This window comes from Streptomyces sp. NBC_01190, from assembly GCF_045039895.1.
In the GTDB taxonomy this organism is placed as follows: domain Bacteria; phylum Actinomycetota; class Actinomycetes; order Streptomycetales; family Streptomycetaceae; genus Actinacidiphila.
This window is the reverse complement of record NZ_CP108580.1, coordinates 1,732,082-1,747,438: the sequence shown is the minus strand read 5'-3', so window position 1 is coordinate 1,747,438 and position 15,357 is coordinate 1,732,082. Positions and strand designations below refer to the sequence as shown.

The window sequence follows — 15,357 nt, the reverse complement described above, 5'->3', positions numbered from 1 at the left end:
TGAGGACCGCACTGACCAGCGGACTTGGCACGCATTTTACTATCCCTTGGTGATTCGTGTACCTTCTAAGAACCGACGAATCACCGGAGGATCCGTGGATGTCTCCCTCGCCGTATGGGCGCTCACCATCGCCGGGCTGGGTGCCCTGATCGGCGCCGACTTCCTGATCGGCCGCACCCCGCACGACGTGTCCGTCCGCGAGGCCGGAATCTGGACCGCGGTGTGGATCGTGCTCGCCGGGCTCTTCGGTCTCGGCCTGCTGCTCTTCGGCGGGGGTGAACCGGCCGGCCAGTTCTTCGCCGGATACATCACCGAGAAGTCGCTCAGCGTCGACAACCTCTTCGTCTTCGTACTGATCATGGCGAAGTTCGCGGTGCCGTCGCCGTACCAGCAGCGGGTGCTGCTGGTCGGTGTGCTGATCGCGCTGGCGCTGCGGACCGTGTTCATCGCGGCCGGCGCGACCATCATCGCCAGCTTCTCCTGGGTGTTCTTCATCTTCGGCGCCTTCCTGATCTGGACCGCGTGGAAGCTGATCAAGGAGGCGCGGGCCGACGAGGAGGAGTCGGAGTACGAGGAGAACCGGCTGCTCAAGGCGGTCGAGAAGCGGGTGCCGGCCACCGACCGATACCACGGCACCCGGCTGTTCGTCATGGAGAACGGCAAGCGGCTGATGACCCCGATGCTCGTGGTGATGCTCGCCATCGGCACCACGGACGTGCTGTTCGCGCTCGACTCCATCCCGGCGATCTTCGGGCTCACCCAGGACCCGTACATCGTCTTCACCGCCAACGCCTTCGCGCTGATGGGCCTGCGCCAGCTCTACTTCCTGATCGGCGGCCTGCTGAGGAAGCTGGTCCACCTGTCGTACGGGCTGTCGGTGATCCTCGGGTTCATCGGGGTGAAGCTGGTGCTGCACGCGCTGCACGAGTCCGGGGTGCATGTGCCGGAGATCTCCATCCCGGTCTCGCTCGGGGTGATCGTCGCGGTGCTCGCGGTGACGACCGCCACCAGCCTGATCGCCACCCGTCGGCAGGCCGCGGCCGACCGGGAGCAGCGCGAGAAGCCGCGCGTCGACGCCTGAGCTTTCGGGTGAGCCGGGCGGGCGTCGAAGCCCGGCCCTCCGCCCGGCCTCTCGCGTGGCCCTTCGCGTGAACCGGGCGCTCGCCGGTGCCGCCGGCGGGGGTGCGCGCCGGGCGGCGGTGGCCGAGGGACTACCGTGGCCCCGGTAACGGACGGTTCACGCGGAAAGGCGCCGATGTGGCGGGCACCCTCGCTCTCCCCGAGCTGACCGGGCCACGGTTCCTCGACACCTGGCAGTTCGACGGTTGCGCGCTCGCCGCCGTCCTGCTGCTCGGCGGGGCCTACGCGTACGGGGTGTGGCGGCGGCTGCGCGCGGGGGAGCGGTGGCCGCTGTGGCGGAGCGCGGCCTTCTACGTGCTGGGCCTCGGCACACTGGTGTTCGCCACGATGTCGTCGCTGGCGGTCTACGACCAGGTGCTGTTCTGGCCGGCCGCCGTGCAGAACATCCTGCTCGACCTCTTCGCCCCGCTCGGCCTCGCGCTCGGCGACCCGCTGGCGCTGGCCTCGCCCACCGGCCGCCTCCACCGGGCTGTCAGCTCCCGGGCGACCCGCTTCCTGACGTATCCGCTGGTCAGCTCGGTGCTGGTGCTCGCCTCCGAGCTGACGATCTACTTCACCCCGTACTTCGCGCACGCGCTCGGCGATCCGCTGGTGCGTCAGGTGATGCACCTTCAGCTGCTGCTCACCGGCTCGCTGTTCGTTCTGCCCATGCTCAGCCGCCAGGAGCTGCTGCCCCGTTGGTGCAGCCACCCCGTGCGCGCGGCGCTGGTCTTCTTCGACGGGCTCTTCGACTCGGTGCCCGGCATCGTCGTCATGACCAGCGGCACGCTGGTGGCCGGCCACTGGTACACCGCCCACCCCCGGACCTGGGGGCCCTCGGTCGAGCACGACCAGAAGCTCGGCGGCGGTCTGATGATCACCCTCGCGGAGCTGGTCGCGCTGCCCTTCCTGCTGATGGTCTTCTTCGAATGGTGGCGAGCCGAGCGGGACCGCACGGCGGCCCTCGACGCCCACCTGGACCGCGAGGCGGCCGCCCACCCCCTCCCGGACTCCCCGCCCCCGCCGAACTCCGCAACCCCGGCGGCCACCTCGACCGCCACCCCTTCCGTCCCCGCAGCCCCCTCACCCCCCGAGATGACCCGCCCATGGTGGGAGACGGACCAGGGCGAGGTCGGCATGCGCATGCGCGGCGAATCCTGACCCCCACCCCCACCCCCACCAGCCGCCCCCGAGCCCCCGACAAAGCCGCCGCCGTAGGGTCAGGGCTGGGCGGTGAAGGCCGCCGTAACGTCCTCACCAGCCGCGGGATTGCCACGCGGGGAGGTGGGGGCGTTCGGTGCCGAGGGTGGTGTCGTGGCCGTGGCCGGGGTAGATCCAGGTTTCGTCGGGGAGGGTGGCGAAGAGCTTGGTGGTCACGTCGTGGAAGAGGGAGGCGAAGGCCGCGGGGTCGGAGCGGGTGTTGCCGACGCCGCCCGGGAACAGCTAAGCGTCACAGCGGATAATATGTCAAGGTGACCGTTTGCTGGTTGTATGCGCGCATCAGCGACGACCCCAAGGAGCAACGGCGGGGCGTCGAACGGCAGTTGAACGATCTGCGGGCCCACGCGAGGAAGCACGGGTGGGAAGTCGTGGGGGAGTTCACCGACAACGACATCAGCCCCCACAAGGACGAGGAGCGCCCCGGTTACGACCAGGTCATCGCTGCCGTTCTGGAGGCGATGCCTGCTCTTTCGTGCGCCGGACAGCAGGACGTTCTCCTCGGTTATCACCCCTCAAGGGTGTGGCGTAGGCGTGTGGAACGGGCGCAGGCAATCGAGGACTTGCGGCGGGCGAAGGCGTGCGTGGCGTTCGAGTCCGGCGGGTTCTACGACATGACGAAGGCCACGGAGCGGTCGCAGCTCTCCCAGCTCGGCGAGTCCGACACCTTGGAGTCGGAGATCAAAGCGGAGCGGGTCGCGCGTGAGGCCCTGGCCCGCGCTGAGGAAGGCCGCGCGAACGGTGCCGTGCAGTACGGGTGGCGCCGCGTCTACCAGCACGACCGGAAAGGCGTCGTCATCGGCTTCGATGACGTAGAGGACGACGCTGCCCGGGGTCGTAGATACCGAATGCTTCGGGCCGGTCGGTGGTGTGGGTCCAGATCGACGGCTGGTTGGGCATCGTGGGCGGCTGCGGGAGGTAGTTGTCGCCGAGGATCACGGGAAACAGGCCCGATACGTACCCTTCGGCGCACGCGAGGGCTCCCGCGACGCCATCGGCCTGCTCCTGGACTCGGTAGGTGTACCCGGAGCCGAGGAGCTGAGCGAACCCTCCGATGTTCTCGCCGCCGGTCACGATGAGGATGTCGTCACAGCCGAGGGCGCGGTGGGTCCGGATGGGCTGGTAGATCATTGGCTGGTCGTACACAGGCAGGAGGTGCTTGTTCACAACGCGGGTGGCGTCCCCGAGGCGTGTTCCGTGGCCTCTGGCGAGGATTACGCCGCGCACAGGACCGCCTCCCAGATGGCGATGTTGCTTTCGATGGTTTGGGTGCGTGCCCATTCCCGTGCGGCGGTTCCCATTTCTTTGCGGAGCGCCTCGTCCTCGATGAGCTTCCGCAAGAAGACACCCCATTCGTGATCCCTTTTGACGAGAAATCCGGTGACGCCGTGCTGAATGCTGCGGGCGTAGGGTCCGCAGTCGGACGCGACCATGGGAATTCCGAGGGCGGCTACTTCCCGGAACTTCACGTCGCTGTTTGCCTGGTTGAAAAGGTGCGGGCGCAGCGGCGCGACGGCAATGTGGTAGTCGATGGCCCGGTAAAAGGCTTCGACGTTCTCGATCCAGGGCGTGAAACGGCATCGGTTGCGGGGGAGACGAATCCACGCGGCGTAGTCACTTCCGATGACATGAAATTCGGTGTTTGGCTGGCGATCGAGGACACGGCGTAGGTGTGAGCCGACTTCCGCGAAGTCCATGTGGTGGGTGCCGGAGCCGCCCCATCCGATGGTGACGATGCCGTCCTGCCGCTGCGGCGCGGTGTGGTCGAGGAGCCACGCCGGGGTGTGGTTGGGCACTATGTGAACGTTCGGGTTGTACAGGCGCATCCGCTCCGCGAGGGGCTCGGTCGACACGGTGACAGCGTCGGCGACTTCAATGTTTCGCCGGAGGTTGTCACGGATTTCCGGTCGTCCGAAGAATTCGAAAGCTGCGCGGCTTCCGTGGTCGACGTTGAGGAGGTCGTCGTCGAGTTCGTAGATGAGCCGGTGCCGGCCAGCGCGGGCGAGGTTCTGCCACCGTTCGGTGGGCTTCGGCAGGGTGACACGCTGCCCGATGACGACCGCGTACGTGCCGTAATTCTCGGGCATCCGCGTGTGATGCCATGTTCGGTATCCGAGGGCGCTCAGGCAGTCGAGGGGCTGGCTTATGCGGTAGTACCCGCATCCGGCATTGTCGGCGCGCCAGCCGAAAACACTCACGCTCACTGGTTTTCTCGATTCTTGTTTCCTCCTTTCATGGTAGGCGCGACTAACGACACTCGTGCTGCTGCGTACTGAGCCCGGTTGTAGCAAAGGGCTGCGGACCGTCAGGAGCCTGGGGCAGAATTCCGGCGTGGACGCAGCATGGGTGGGGATCGTGGGGGTGGCGCTGGGTGGCGTCCTCGCGGGCGCAACAGGGGTGGCGACCAGTCTGATCAGCGCACGCCTTGCCAAAGCACAGATAGCCGCTCAGCAGGATGAAGCAGTCCGTCTGCGGCGCTTTGAGAGCTTGAAGGAACGCCGTGAGCCCCGGCAGAAGGCGTACGCCGAGTTCCTCGATCACGCACAGGCGGCCATTGCCAGCCTGACCCTTCGTGGTCAGGTCGGTGCGGAGATGAGCGATCTCGGCCAGGCGCGCGCTGTCATCGCTGTGCTCGGACCGCAGCCAGCGAAAGAAGCGGCTACAGAGGTGGTTCGGGCGATCATGGAGGCGGCGGGCAGGCTGCGCACTGCGGAGGGTATCGCCAACCGCTCCGGCCTGCTCAGCAGCCTCGGGGAGCTTCTGGAGGATTTCACCGAAGTCGCGCAGCGTGCGCTGGAGGACTCCGGGGAGGGGCCGCAGCCCATCCGCTCAGGAGAGCCGCCGCATCCGTCAAGTGAGGAGTAGGGATGGATGAAGCGTGGGTGGGGATCGCAGGTGTGGCCGGCACTCTCTTTGGCACGCTCGGCGCGAGCTGGTTCGGGATCCGCCAAGCGCGCGGGCAAGCTGCCGAGGCACGGGCCGAGGCCGAACGGCAGAGGCAGTTCGAGAGCGCAAAGGACCTGCGGGATGTCCGACGACAGGCGTACGCCAAGTACCTCGGGCAGGTGCACCGGGAGAACGACGCCCTCGATGCGTTCTCGAGCACGGCGAGTGGAGCGATCCGTCCGAGGAGATCATGCCGATTCTCGAACGACTGGACCGCATGTGTGCCGAGTTGACGATCTTCGGGCCGCAGCACGTAGCGGACGCAGCCCGCGACATCGTCAATGCTTTCGCACGGCTCGGACAAACCCCCCTGGAGGGCGAAACCCCGCCGAGCATTCTGATCCCGAAGCGGATCGACGAGTTCGTGCGGGCCGCCGGGGCAGCGGTCGCGGGCATCCCCGTCTGGCGGTTCAGGCTGGAAGTGGCAGATCCACCAGCATGACCGCACGGGGGGAGTCGGGGAACGGCCTGCGGCCCGCGCCCGGTTCCGGGAGAATCCGGCCGTGGACGCAGCAACAGCAGGAGTCATCGGTACGGCGGTCGGTGGTGGCCTGGCGCTGCTGGGCTCGATAACCACCGGCTTCTTCGGGGCACGGCAGACGCGGGCACAGCTCGCCTCTCAGGAGAAGGAAGCTGCCCGGCAGAGGCGCTACGAAAGCCTGGTGGAACGTCGCACCACCAGGGCGAAGGTCTTCGAGGACTTCATGCGTGAAGCCCAGGGGTTCACCGAGGCGATCTCGGGGACCATCGCCACGGCCAAGCGCACCAACTACCCGCACCAGGTGGTTCCGAGTTCTTCCCCGGTTACGGCATTGACGAGGGCGAATACCTCTGTCGCCATCCAGGGCCCCGAGACGGTCGCGGTCGCGGCTGACGCCGTCCTCATGCTGCTGGTGCAACTGGCACAGATGACGTTCACGCCCGGACCTGGGGGGAACGAGCCGCGCGTGATGGAGCTGTTCTCCCGACTCAGCCAGTTCCTGTCGCAGTTCACCGAAGCCGCCCTTGAGGCGCTCGAAGACCACGGCGGGGAACCGTCAGCCGAGGGGTAGTTCCGCGATCGTCATGGCGAAGGTGGGGGAGTCGGAGAATGGGCTGCCCCACTGCCCTGCCCTGGCGCGTCCTCGGCGGGCGCAGCGGTATTGACCCGTGTGGCCCGGATGAGTGACCGTCGTAGAAGTCCGTAGAAACCGAGGGGATGGGGAACAGCCATGACGCTACGGTTCATCGCGAAAGACCCGAACACCAACGGTGACAATTGCCCGACCGTGTGGGTAGACGCCGATACGAACGAGCTGGTCATCCAGGGGTGGAAGGCGGATGACAGCACCGAACGGGAATGCCTGGAGACGGGTGCCATCCCGGACACCGAAGCTGTCGTGCGACTGCCCGCCCGCATGGTGGCAGCCATCAGGGAGGCATGTGATGTCGCAGACGGTTCCGCCGTTCGCTGACCTGCTGGCGGGGTGCCGCTCGTCAGCCGTCCACCTGGAGACCCGGGATGTCTACGGCGTCGCCGACGAGGACGAAGACTTCGCGGCCTGGAAGGCGGGCCGCAGGCACACACCGGAGACCCGCACGGAATGGTGGAACGCCTTCCATGACTCGGTCTTTCAGGCCGTGGCCCGTGGCGTCTCCGTCCGCCGAGCCCGCGTGGTCTCCGAGCCCGTTACCGGCTACATCCGGTACGAGCACGCGAGCACCTTCCAGAACCTGATGGCAGGCGAGGACGTCCGCTGGCTCCCGCGCCGACTGGCCTCGGACCTGCTGATCCCGGGCAATGACTTCTGGGTCTTCGACGACACCCTGATCCGCTTCGGGCTCTTCTCCGGGGACGGCGCCTTCGTTGGACACACCCTGTCCGATGATCCCGACGTCATCAAGAACGTGTCCGGCGCGTTCGAAAGCGTCTGGGAACGCGCCATCCCGCATGAGCGCTACACGATCTGACCTGCTGAAGAACCGACATGTCCGAATCACCATCAGCCGCCGTTCAAGCTGCTCGGCACCAGCTCGCCGTCCGTCTCCGTGAGATCCGGAAGGGGGCGGGGCTGACGTCCACCGAGCTTGCGCGGCGGCTGGAGTGGTACCCGTCGAAGGTCTCCCGCATCGAGCACGCCCGCACCCCACCGTCGGTGACGGATATTCGGGCCTGGTGTGGGGCTTGCGACGCCACGCGCGAAGCCGATGACCTTGTTGCCTCAGCGCAGTCCGCCGACTCCCTGTACGTCGAGTGGAGGCGGGTTCAGCGCACGGGACTCCGGCAGCTCCAGGAGGCCCGCACGGAGCTGTACGAGCGCACCGGTTTTTTCCGGGTGTACTGCTCCAACGTGATCCCTGGCCTCTTCCAGACGCCCGCCTACGCCACTGCGCTCCTGTCTTCCATCGCGCGCTTCCACCGTGCTCCCGACGATGTGGAGGACGCCGTCACGGCACGCATGGAGCGCTCCCGGGTGCTGTTCACGGGCGGTAGGCGATTCGCGGTGCTGGTGGAGGAGTCCGTTCTGCGGTCCCGGATCGGCGACTCTTCCACGATGGCCGGCCAACTGGGTTACCTCCTCACTTTGATGTCGGCCCCCTCAGTCAGCCTGGGCATCATCCCGTTTGCCGCTCCCCGCCCGGTCTGGCCGTTGGAGACCTTCAACGTTTTTGACGACGCCCGCGTCCACGTCGAGCTGCTGTCGGCGGCCGTGAAGGTGACCGCGCCGAGCGAGGTGGAGCAATACATCAGGGCCTACCGCGAGTTGGGCACCGCGGCGGTCTTCGGGGCGGCTGCTCGGGAGCTGATCACTAACGCCATTAACTCACTCGGGTAACCGCCGTAGAAATCCGTAGAAACTCGTTGAGGCGCGTGAGCCCTGGTCCCTACGGTCGGCTGACACCGACTCGCACCGACCGAGGTCCTGATGACTGTGAGCCCAATCGTTGGATGCCGCAGGAACCGCCCCCACGTTCGACAGGCCGACGAAGACGACGTGACACCCCGACGGCCGACAGGACGAGCCATGCGCGACAGCTTCGAACCCATCCTCATGACGGTCCGGACCGTCCCGAACGCCGTGGGCCACCCCGGGTACTCGGTGACGCTGCGCCGGGAGGACACCAGCGCCGACTACGCCCGGCGGCTCGCCCGGATCGTCCTCGGGACGTGGGGCCTGGACACCCTCATCGACGACGCGGCCCTCGTCGTGACGGAACTGGTCGCAAACGCGATCCGTCACACCGACGGGAATCTCATCGTCGTGCGGCTCCTTCGCCCCGCGATGGCCCTGATCCGCGTCGAGGTAGTCGACGGGTCTCCGCATGCCCCCCGTATCCGGGAGACAGGACCGGACGACGAACACGGCCGGGGCTTGCTCCTCGTCAACGTCCTCACGAGCCGCTGGGGCACCTCCACCACCCCCGAAGGGAAAGTCGTGTGGGGCGAATTGACAAGCGAGGCCTCGGCATGACCGACCGCATAGGCGCCTGGGTCGGTGACCTCGTCCACGACCCCGTCGCGGGGCGGGACGCGACCCTCTCGGACGTCCACAGTGACGGCACGCACCTGCTGCGCCCCCGCCTGGGTCCGGGCGGCTGGACCGCCGAAGACCCGAAACGGCTCCGCATCATCACCAAGCGAACCGACCGCACCGACTGGTAATCCCCGAACCGCCCTGGGACCGCACACCGGGGCGCCTGTCCCACCAGGGCGGCAACCCGTGGGACGGGCCGATCCCCGGCCCCTCTCCTCCTCTCTCGGGGTCGGGGATCACCAACGCCCGCTCCGGTCCTGTGATGGCTCCCCCGTACCGGAGCGGGTCCACCCCTGGAGCGACCTGTGACCGACTACGGCCGGATCGAAGCGACCCTCGCCGGATACGACTATGCCCTCGGTGACTGCTTCCGCTGCATCCGCACCGAGGTGCAGGTCGCCCACATCGGGGACATCACCAGCCCCGACGCTGTGACTCCTTTGTTTGCGTGCCGCTGGTGCATCGAGGCCCTGGTCGTCATGCACGACCGCGCCCATGAACCCCTCGGACGCATGTACGTCGACACACCGCGTGAGCATCCCTACTGACCCACGGAGTTCCCCGTGCGTACCCGTTCCTTGTTCTTTGCCCTGCTGACGTTTCTGCTGCTGGTCGTGGTCGGCTGCTCCGCCGACACAGCACCCCCCAGCCGCCCGGCCCCGCGCCCTACCCCATCAGCCGGCACTCCCACGGTGAGGGACACCGCGTCCCTTATTACTAGGGGGACGTCGTGCGCGAAGGCCCGCGCTGTTCTCGACGGGATACAGACGCCACTGGGGCTCCTCGATGACGGCGGGACTCCTATCACCTGGGCGGATGAGCTGCGGGCGGCTGGGAAGCGTCTGGGCGCCCTGGGGAGCATCACTCCGGCCCCGGTCGGCACGTTCGAGGCGGGGTTGTCCTCGGACCTCGATCGCCTGACCGCTGCCCTTGACGCGAAGGAGAACGGCGCGGTCGCCCCGACCGCGGACGTCATCCACAACCGGATCAAGAACCTCACCTACCAGTGTCAGGCCCGTTGACACCGGCCTGAAAATGACATAGCCGTGATTAACAGTTGGTCCGACCCTCGCGGGACACTGTTCCCACAGGCCGAACGGGTGGCCCACGAGGGAGAAACGATGGAAGCGAACTACGACCGCACCTGGGAGTACCGGTTCTACGACGAGAGCGGGCTCATTACGGCTGGCGACTATCCGCCGGGCATCGACGGGCTGGACAGCGACGAGCAGGCGTGGCGCGCCGCCGACCTGTTCAAGCGGGAGAACGGGATCATTGTGTCCCGCATCGAGCGCCGCAAGGCCAACGACACCTGGGAGAACGTCCCGGTGCTGTAGGTGAGGAGGGCCCCCGGCGCCGGGGGCCCTCCTCGTTCCCTCTGCTACTTCACGTCGCGCTCGTCGTCCTCGACTTCCACCGTGTCTTCCAGGGGCTCTCCGGCGGTACACGCCGCCAGCTCCTCATCCGTGAGGGAACCACCGTTGACGGGGATCACCTCGATGAGGAACCGGCCCCCCATGAATTTCGCGTCCGGACCGCGCAGGCAGTCGGCGAGCTTCCCCGCCATGTCCGACTCGGTGAACTTCTTCGCGGGCTGCGGGTCCGCGACCTTGCCCAGGTCCCGGGCGAGCTTCGCCCCGGTCACGAGGTTCGGGGAGCCGTACCGCTCCTCGATCTGCTCCGACCCCCGCTCGCACGCGGAGACCATGCCCATCGGGGTGCGGTACGACCACACGGGCTTGTCCGGGCAGCGGCGCCCGTGCCACGAGCAGTACCCCTCATGCGCGGGGCTGATCACCTTGTGAAGAGACGGTTCGAACGGGAGCCGTTCCAGGGGGACGACGGGCGTCTTCCTCCCCGGCAGAGGCTTCCCTGCCTGCCGGTCGTTCCCCCGGTCGTTCCTGCTGTTGTTGGTGCTGTCGGTCACTGCCTTCTCCTTTGTCGTTCGGGAGGAGGCCCTGACCGGATCTACCAACCGCGCTCGCGCCATTCACCGAGGTGAGGGCGTTCGTCGCCGAGCGTGGTGTCGTTTCCGTGCCCCGGGTAGACCCACGTCTCGTCCGGCAGAACAGCGAAGATCTTCTCTTCGAGACCGCCGATCAGGGACGTGAAGTCCGCCGGGTTTGTTGTCCGTCCAGGACCCCCGGGGAAGAGGCAGTCGCCGGTGAAGACGTGCGGGTGGCCGTGCGGGTCGTCGTAGACGAGGGCGATGCTGCCCGGGGTGTGGCCGACGAGGTGGCGGGCGGTGAGCCGGACCCCGCCGAAGGCGATGGTGTCCAGGTCGTCCACCGGGGTGGCGGTGGGGACGGGGATGCCGGCCGCGTCCTCGCGTCCGGCGTAGGTGCGGGCGCCGGTGGCGGCCACCACGGCCGGGAGCGCCTGCCAGTGGTCGCCGTGCTGGTGGGTGGTGACCACGGACCCGATACCGTCCCCGCCGATCACCTCCAGCAGGGTCTCCGGCTCGGCCGCCGCGTCGATCAGGAGCTGCTCGTCGGTGGCCCGGCAGCGCAGCAGATACGCGTTGTTGTTCATCGCGCCGACCGCCACCTTGGTGATGATCAGGTCCCTCAGCTCGTGTACGTCGGGCGCGCCGCCGACGGTCACCTCTCCCGTGTACGCCATGGCGCCAGCCTAGCCGCGCCCGCGCCCGGGATACCGCGCGTTCCCCGGGCCACACGATCGGGTGAAGATGGCCGCGCGGTTCTCTAAATCGAATGCACGTGCTATACGCTCGATCTGTCACCGAGCAAGACCAACAACCGTTCAGGAAGAAATGCCGTGCGCGCCCCGTTTAGGCTGTCTGGGGGGTACGGACCGATGGACGACTCCACCACACCCCCGTTCTATGAAAGGTGCGCACTGGCGTGGCCGATCGACTCACCATCCGTGGGGCTCGAGAGCACAATCTGCGGAACGTCTCACTCGACCTCCCCCGGGACGCACTCATCGTGTTCACGGGCCTGTCGGGTTCCGGCAAGTCGTCACTGGCTTTCGACACGATCTTCGCCGAGGGCCAGCGCCGTTACGTCGAGTCGCTCTCGTCCTACGCTCGGCAGTTCCTGGGGCAGATGGACAAGCCCGACGTCGACTTCATCGAGGGCCTGTCACCGGCCGTCTCGATCGACCAGAAGTCCACGTCCCGCAACCCCCGCTCCACCGTCGGCACCATCACCGAGGTCTACGACTATCTGCGGCTGCTCTTCGCCCGGATCGGCAAGCCGCACTGCCCCGAGTGCGGCCGCCCGATCTCCCGGCAGTCGCCGCAGGCCATCGTCGACCGGGTGCTGGAGCTGGAGGAGGGCACCCGCTTCCAGGTCCTGTCCCCGCTGGTCCGCGAGCGCAAGGGCGAGTTCGTCGACCTCTTCCGCGACCTCCAGACCAAGGGCTTCAGCCGGGCCCGGGTGGACGGCGCGACCATCACGCTCACCGAGCCGCCCAAGCTCAAGAAGCAGGAGAAGCACACCATCGAGGTGGTGGTGGACCGCCTCACCGTCAAGGAGAGCGCCAAGCGCCGCCTGACGGACTCGGTGGAGACCGCGCTCGGCCTCTCCGGCGGCATGATCATCCTGGACTTCGTCGACCTGGCGGAGGACGACCCGCAGCGCGAGCGGATGTTCTCCGAGCATCTTTACTGCCCGTACGACGATCTGTCCTTCGAGGAGCTGGAGCCGCGCTCCTTCTCCTTCAACTCCCCGTTCGGTGCCTGCCCGGACTGTTCCGGCATCGGTTCCCGGATGGAGGTGGACCCGGAGCTGATCGTCCCGGACCCGCAGAAAACGCTGGACGAGGGCGCCATCGCGCCCTGGACCGGCGGCATGACCAAGAGCTACTTCGACCGGCTGATCAGCGGCCTCGCCAAGGACCTGGGCTTCCGTACCGACATCGCCTTCGCCGCGCTGCCAGCGCGGGCCCGCAAGGCGCTGCTCCAGGGCCACAAGACCGAGGTCCGTATCTCGTACAAGACCCGGTACGGCCGGGAGCGTGCTTACAACGCGCAGTTCGAGGGCGCGATCCCGTTCGTCAAGCGCCGCTACCAGGACGCGGAGAGCGACTCCGCCCGGGAGCGCTTCGAGGGGTACATGCGGCAGGTCCCCTGCCCGACCTGTCACGGCACCCGGCTGAAGCCGATCGTGCTCGCGGTGACCGTGCAGGACAAGTCGATCGCCGACATCGCCGCGATGTCGATCAGCGACTGCGCCGAGTTCCTGGGCGCCATGAAGCTGAACGCCCGGGACAAGCAGATCGCCGAGCGGGTCCTCAAGGAGGTCAACGAGCGGCTGAGGTTCCTGGTCGACGTCGGCCTGGACTATCTGTCCCTCAACCGCGCCGCGGGCACCCTCTCCGGCGGCGAGGCCCAGCGCATCCGGCTCGCCACCCAGATCGGCTCCGGCCTGGTCGGTGTGCTCTACGTGCTGGACGAGCCGTCCATCGGTCTGCACCAGCGGGACAACCACCGGCTGATCGAGACACTGGTACGGCTGCGCAACCTCGGCAACACCCTGATCGTGGTCGAGCACGACGAGGACACCATCAAGACCGCCGACTGGGTGGTGGACATCGGCCCCGGCGCCGGTGAGCACGGCGGCAAGGTGGTGCACTCCGGTTCGCTCAAGGATCTGCTGGTCAACGACGAGTCGCTGACCGGCCAGTATCTGTCCGGCAAGCGCTCCATCCCCACACCCGGCGTGCGGCGGCCCATCGACCTCGGGCGGCAGCTCACCGTGCACGGCGCGCGGGAGCACAATCTGCGGGACATCGACGTGTCCTTCCCGCTGGGTGTGTTCACCGCCGTCACCGGGGTGTCAGGATCGGGCAAATCCACGCTGGTCAACGACATCCTCTACACCCATCTGGCCCGTGAGCTGAACGGCGCCCGCAAGGTGCCCGGCCGGCACACCCGGGTGGACGGCGACGACCTGGTGGACAAGGTGGTCCATGTCGACCAGTCGCCGATCGGCCGCACCCCGCGCTCCAACCCGGCCACGTACACCGGCGTCTTCGACAATGTCCGCAAGCTCTTCGCGGAGACGGTGGAGGCCAAGGTGCGCGGCTATCTGCCCGGCCGGTTCTCCTTCAACGTCAAGGGCGGCCGCTGTGAGAACTGCGCGGGCGACGGCACCATCAAGATCGAGATGAACTTCCTGCCGGACGTCTATGTGCCGTGCGAGGTGTGCCACGGGGCCCGGTACAACCGGGAGACCCTGGAGGTGCACTTCAAGGGCAAGTCCATCGCCGAGGTGCTGGACATGCCGATCGAGGAGGCGCTGGAGTTCTTCGAGGCGGTGCCGAACATCTCCCGCCATCTGCGCACCCTGGACGAGGTCGGCCTCGGGTACGTCCGGCTCGGCCAGTCCGCGCCGACCCTCTCCGGCGGTGAGGCGCAGCGCGTGAAGCTCGCCTCCGAGCTGCAGAAGCGGTCCACCGGACGCACGGTGTACGTGCTGGACGAGCCGACCACCGGTCTGCACTTCGAGGACATCAGCAAACTGATCAAGGTGCTGTCCGGTCTGGTCGACAAGGGCAACTCGGTGATCGTCATCGAACACAACCTGGATGTCATCAAGACCGCGGACTGGGTGATCGACATGGGTCCCGAGGGTGGCAACGGCGGTGGTCTGGTGGTCGCCGAGGGCACCCCGGAGCAGATCGCCGGTGTCACGGCCAGTCATACCGGAAAGTTCCTGCGCGACATCCTCGACCCGGAGGGGGTCGCCGACGCGGCCGGTCCCGCGCCGCGCAAGCGGGCCGCGGCGAAGAAGGCGGCTCCCCGCAAGCGGGCGGCGGCCGGCAAGGCGTGAGGGTGAGGCGGGGGCGGGGGCCGGGACGATCGGACAGGTTCGGGACGTAAGGTACGGATCGCCGGATCCGCTCAACCGTCCCGCACCCCGCCCGAACGTATCGCTGGAGCGTCATGTCCACTCAGCCGTCCACCGAACCCCTGACCGAACCGCCGGCCCGCCCCCCGACCCAGCCGCCGACCGAACCGCCCGCCCCGTCGCCGGCTGCCGGAACCGCCGCGGGGTCGCTGCCGGGGACCACCGAGGGGTCCGGCTCCGGGCCTGCTTCCGCGCCCCGGTCCGGCCCCGCCGCAAAGACGCGCCGGACCGTGCTGCGGGGCGTCGCGCTGGCCGGGGCGGCCGGCGCGGTCGGGGCGGGGCTGGCCGCCTGCGGCGGCAAGACCGGTTCGTCGGCGAAGGGACCCGCCCAGCCGGTGGAGCTGGGTCCCACCGCCGAGGTCCCGGTGGGCGGCGCCAAGCTGTACCGGGACGACAAGGTCGTGGTCGCACAGCCGCGGCCGGGCACCTTCACGGCGTTCAGCGCGGTCTGCACCCACCAGGGCTGTGTGGTCGACTCGCTGGACGGCACCACGGTCTCCTGCCCGTGCCACGGCAGCCAGTTCGACGCGGAGACCGGCGCGGTCGTCCAGGGCCCGGCGATCAAGCCGCTGCCCGCCGTCCCCGTCACGGCGGCCGGCGGCAAACTCACCGCCGGACCCGCCCGCTAGAACCCACCGGAACCAGGTACCCGAACCGCCCCGGGGAACCGCCCGACGGAAGCG

General features: G+C 68.0%; 19 protein-coding genes and 2 pseudogenes. 16 read left to right on the top strand and 5 right to left on the bottom strand.

Going from position 1 to position 15,357, the window contains the following annotated elements; translation table 11 throughout:
- Window positions 1-94 precede the first annotated feature (94 nt).
- Together OG519_RS07445 and OG519_RS07440 are read left to right on the top strand one after the other, a co-directional pair.
- The gene (locus tag OG519_RS07445) at window positions 95-1,081 is read left to right on the top strand and encodes a TerC family protein (protein WP_405580247.1); all 987 of its coding nucleotides are present in this window, start codon (window positions 95-97) and stop codon (window positions 1,079-1,081) included.
- Window positions 1,082-1,257: 176 nt separating this feature from the next.
- Window positions 1,258-2,280 carry a cytochrome c oxidase assembly protein gene (locus OG519_RS07440; protein ID WP_405580244.1) on the top strand — a complete coding sequence of 341 codons (1,023 nt, stop codon included), beginning with the start codon at window positions 1,258-1,260 and terminating at the stop codon, window positions 2,278-2,280.
- A gap of 93 nt (window positions 2,281-2,373) precedes the next feature.
- Here the strand turns inward: OG519_RS07440 and OG519_RS07435 are convergent.
- Window positions 2,374-2,562: pseudogene (locus OG519_RS07435) on the bottom strand (MBL fold metallo-hydrolase); the annotation flags it as partial.
- Between the two features lie 29 nt (window positions 2,563-2,591).
- On the opposite strand from OG519_RS07435, the pseudogene OG519_RS07430 reads away from it, so the two are divergent.
- Window positions 2,592-3,059, top strand: a pseudogene (locus tag OG519_RS07430) (recombinase family protein); the annotation flags it as partial.
- Window positions 3,060-3,132: 73 nt separating this feature from the next.
- On the opposite strand, the gene OG519_RS07425 reads toward OG519_RS07430, so the two are convergent.
- Complete coding sequence (locus OG519_RS07425) at window positions 3,133-3,618, bottom strand: sugar phosphate nucleotidyltransferase (RefSeq protein ID WP_405580241.1); 486 nt, start codon at window positions 3,616-3,618, stop codon at window positions 3,133-3,135.
- Complete coding sequence (locus tag OG519_RS07420) at window positions 3,552-4,535, bottom strand: glycosyltransferase family 4 protein (protein WP_405580238.1); 984 nt, start codon at window positions 4,533-4,535, stop codon at window positions 3,552-3,554. Before OG519_RS07420 ends, OG519_RS07425 begins: the two co-directional genes overlap by 67 nt.
- Window positions 4,536-4,668: 133 nt before the next feature.
- On the opposite strand from OG519_RS07420, the gene OG519_RS07415 reads away from it, so the two are divergent.
- The 11 genes from OG519_RS07415 to OG519_RS07365 all read left to right on the top strand — a co-directional run bounded on the left by OG519_RS07415 (window position 4,669) and on the right by OG519_RS07365 (window position 10,135).
- The gene (locus OG519_RS07415; RefSeq protein ID WP_405580237.1) at window positions 4,669-5,202 is read left to right on the top strand and encodes a hypothetical protein; all 534 of its coding nucleotides are present in this window, start codon (window positions 4,669-4,671) and stop codon (window positions 5,200-5,202) included.
- 271 nt (window positions 5,203-5,473) lie between these two features.
- Window positions 5,474-5,725, top strand: a complete 252-nt coding sequence (locus OG519_RS07410; protein ID WP_405580234.1) for a hypothetical protein — start codon at window positions 5,474-5,476, stop codon at window positions 5,723-5,725.
- A 61-nt stretch (window positions 5,726-5,786) separates the two neighbouring features.
- Complete coding sequence (locus tag OG519_RS07405) at window positions 5,787-6,335, top strand: hypothetical protein (protein WP_405580231.1); 549 nt, start codon at window positions 5,787-5,789, stop codon at window positions 6,333-6,335.
- A gap of 159 nt (window positions 6,336-6,494) precedes the next feature.
- On the top strand, window positions 6,495-6,737 hold the full coding sequence (locus tag OG519_RS07400) for a hypothetical protein (protein WP_405580228.1): 243 nt from the start codon (window positions 6,495-6,497) through the stop codon (window positions 6,735-6,737).
- Complete coding sequence (locus OG519_RS07395; RefSeq protein ID WP_405580226.1) at window positions 6,709-7,233, top strand: DUF6879 family protein; 525 nt, start codon at window positions 6,709-6,711, stop codon at window positions 7,231-7,233. Before OG519_RS07400 ends, OG519_RS07395 begins: the two co-directional genes overlap by 29 nt.
- Before the next feature lie 17 nt (window positions 7,234-7,250).
- Window positions 7,251-8,099 carry a helix-turn-helix domain-containing protein gene (locus OG519_RS07390; RefSeq protein WP_405580224.1) on the top strand — a complete coding sequence of 283 codons (849 nt, stop codon included), beginning with the start codon at window positions 7,251-7,253 and terminating at the stop codon, window positions 8,097-8,099.
- Between the two features lie 189 nt (window positions 8,100-8,288).
- Window positions 8,289-8,735: an ATP-binding protein gene (locus tag OG519_RS07385; protein ID WP_405580221.1), complete on the top strand. Its 447-nt coding sequence runs from the start codon at window positions 8,289-8,291 to the stop codon at window positions 8,733-8,735.
- Entirely contained in the window at window positions 8,732-8,926 is a 195-nt protein-coding gene (locus tag OG519_RS07380) for a hypothetical protein (protein ID WP_405580219.1), read from the top strand. The genes OG519_RS07385 and OG519_RS07380 overlap by 4 nt, the downstream gene beginning before the upstream one ends.
- A gap of 177 nt (window positions 8,927-9,103) precedes the next feature.
- Window positions 9,104-9,346, top strand: a complete 243-nt coding sequence (locus OG519_RS07375; protein WP_405580216.1) for a hypothetical protein — start codon at window positions 9,104-9,106, stop codon at window positions 9,344-9,346.
- 144 nt (window positions 9,347-9,490) lie between these two features.
- Window positions 9,491-9,820 (top strand): hypothetical protein, encoded by a 330-nt coding sequence (locus OG519_RS07370; RefSeq protein WP_405580213.1) that lies wholly within the window; start codon window positions 9,491-9,493, stop codon window positions 9,818-9,820.
- Between the two features lie 99 nt (window positions 9,821-9,919).
- A complete protein-coding gene (locus OG519_RS07365) occupies window positions 9,920-10,135 on the top strand; it encodes a hypothetical protein (RefSeq protein WP_405580211.1) in 216 nt (71 codons plus the stop codon).
- Between the two features lie 44 nt (window positions 10,136-10,179).
- On the opposite strand, the gene OG519_RS07360 is transcribed toward OG519_RS07365, so the two are convergent.
- Window positions 10,180-10,725: a hypothetical protein gene (locus OG519_RS07360; protein WP_405580208.1), complete on the bottom strand. Its 546-nt coding sequence runs from the start codon at window positions 10,723-10,725 to the stop codon at window positions 10,180-10,182.
- A 41-nt stretch (window positions 10,726-10,766) separates the two neighbouring features.
- Complete coding sequence (locus OG519_RS07355) at window positions 10,767-11,420, bottom strand: MBL fold metallo-hydrolase (protein ID WP_405580205.1); 654 nt, start codon at window positions 11,418-11,420, stop codon at window positions 10,767-10,769.
- A 242-nt stretch (window positions 11,421-11,662) separates the two neighbouring features.
- Between OG519_RS07355 and uvrA the strand changes: the two genes are divergently transcribed.
- Together uvrA and OG519_RS07345 are read left to right on the top strand one after the other, a co-directional pair.
- Window positions 11,663-14,596, top strand: coding sequence for an excinuclease ABC subunit UvrA (gene uvrA, locus OG519_RS07350; RefSeq protein WP_405580202.1), 2,934 nt, complete (start codon window positions 11,663-11,665; stop codon window positions 14,594-14,596).
- 113 nt (window positions 14,597-14,709) lie between these two features.
- Entirely contained in the window at window positions 14,710-15,303 is a 594-nt protein-coding gene (locus tag OG519_RS07345) for a Rieske (2Fe-2S) protein (protein ID WP_405580200.1), read from the top strand.
- Window positions 15,304-15,357 lie beyond the last annotated feature (54 nt).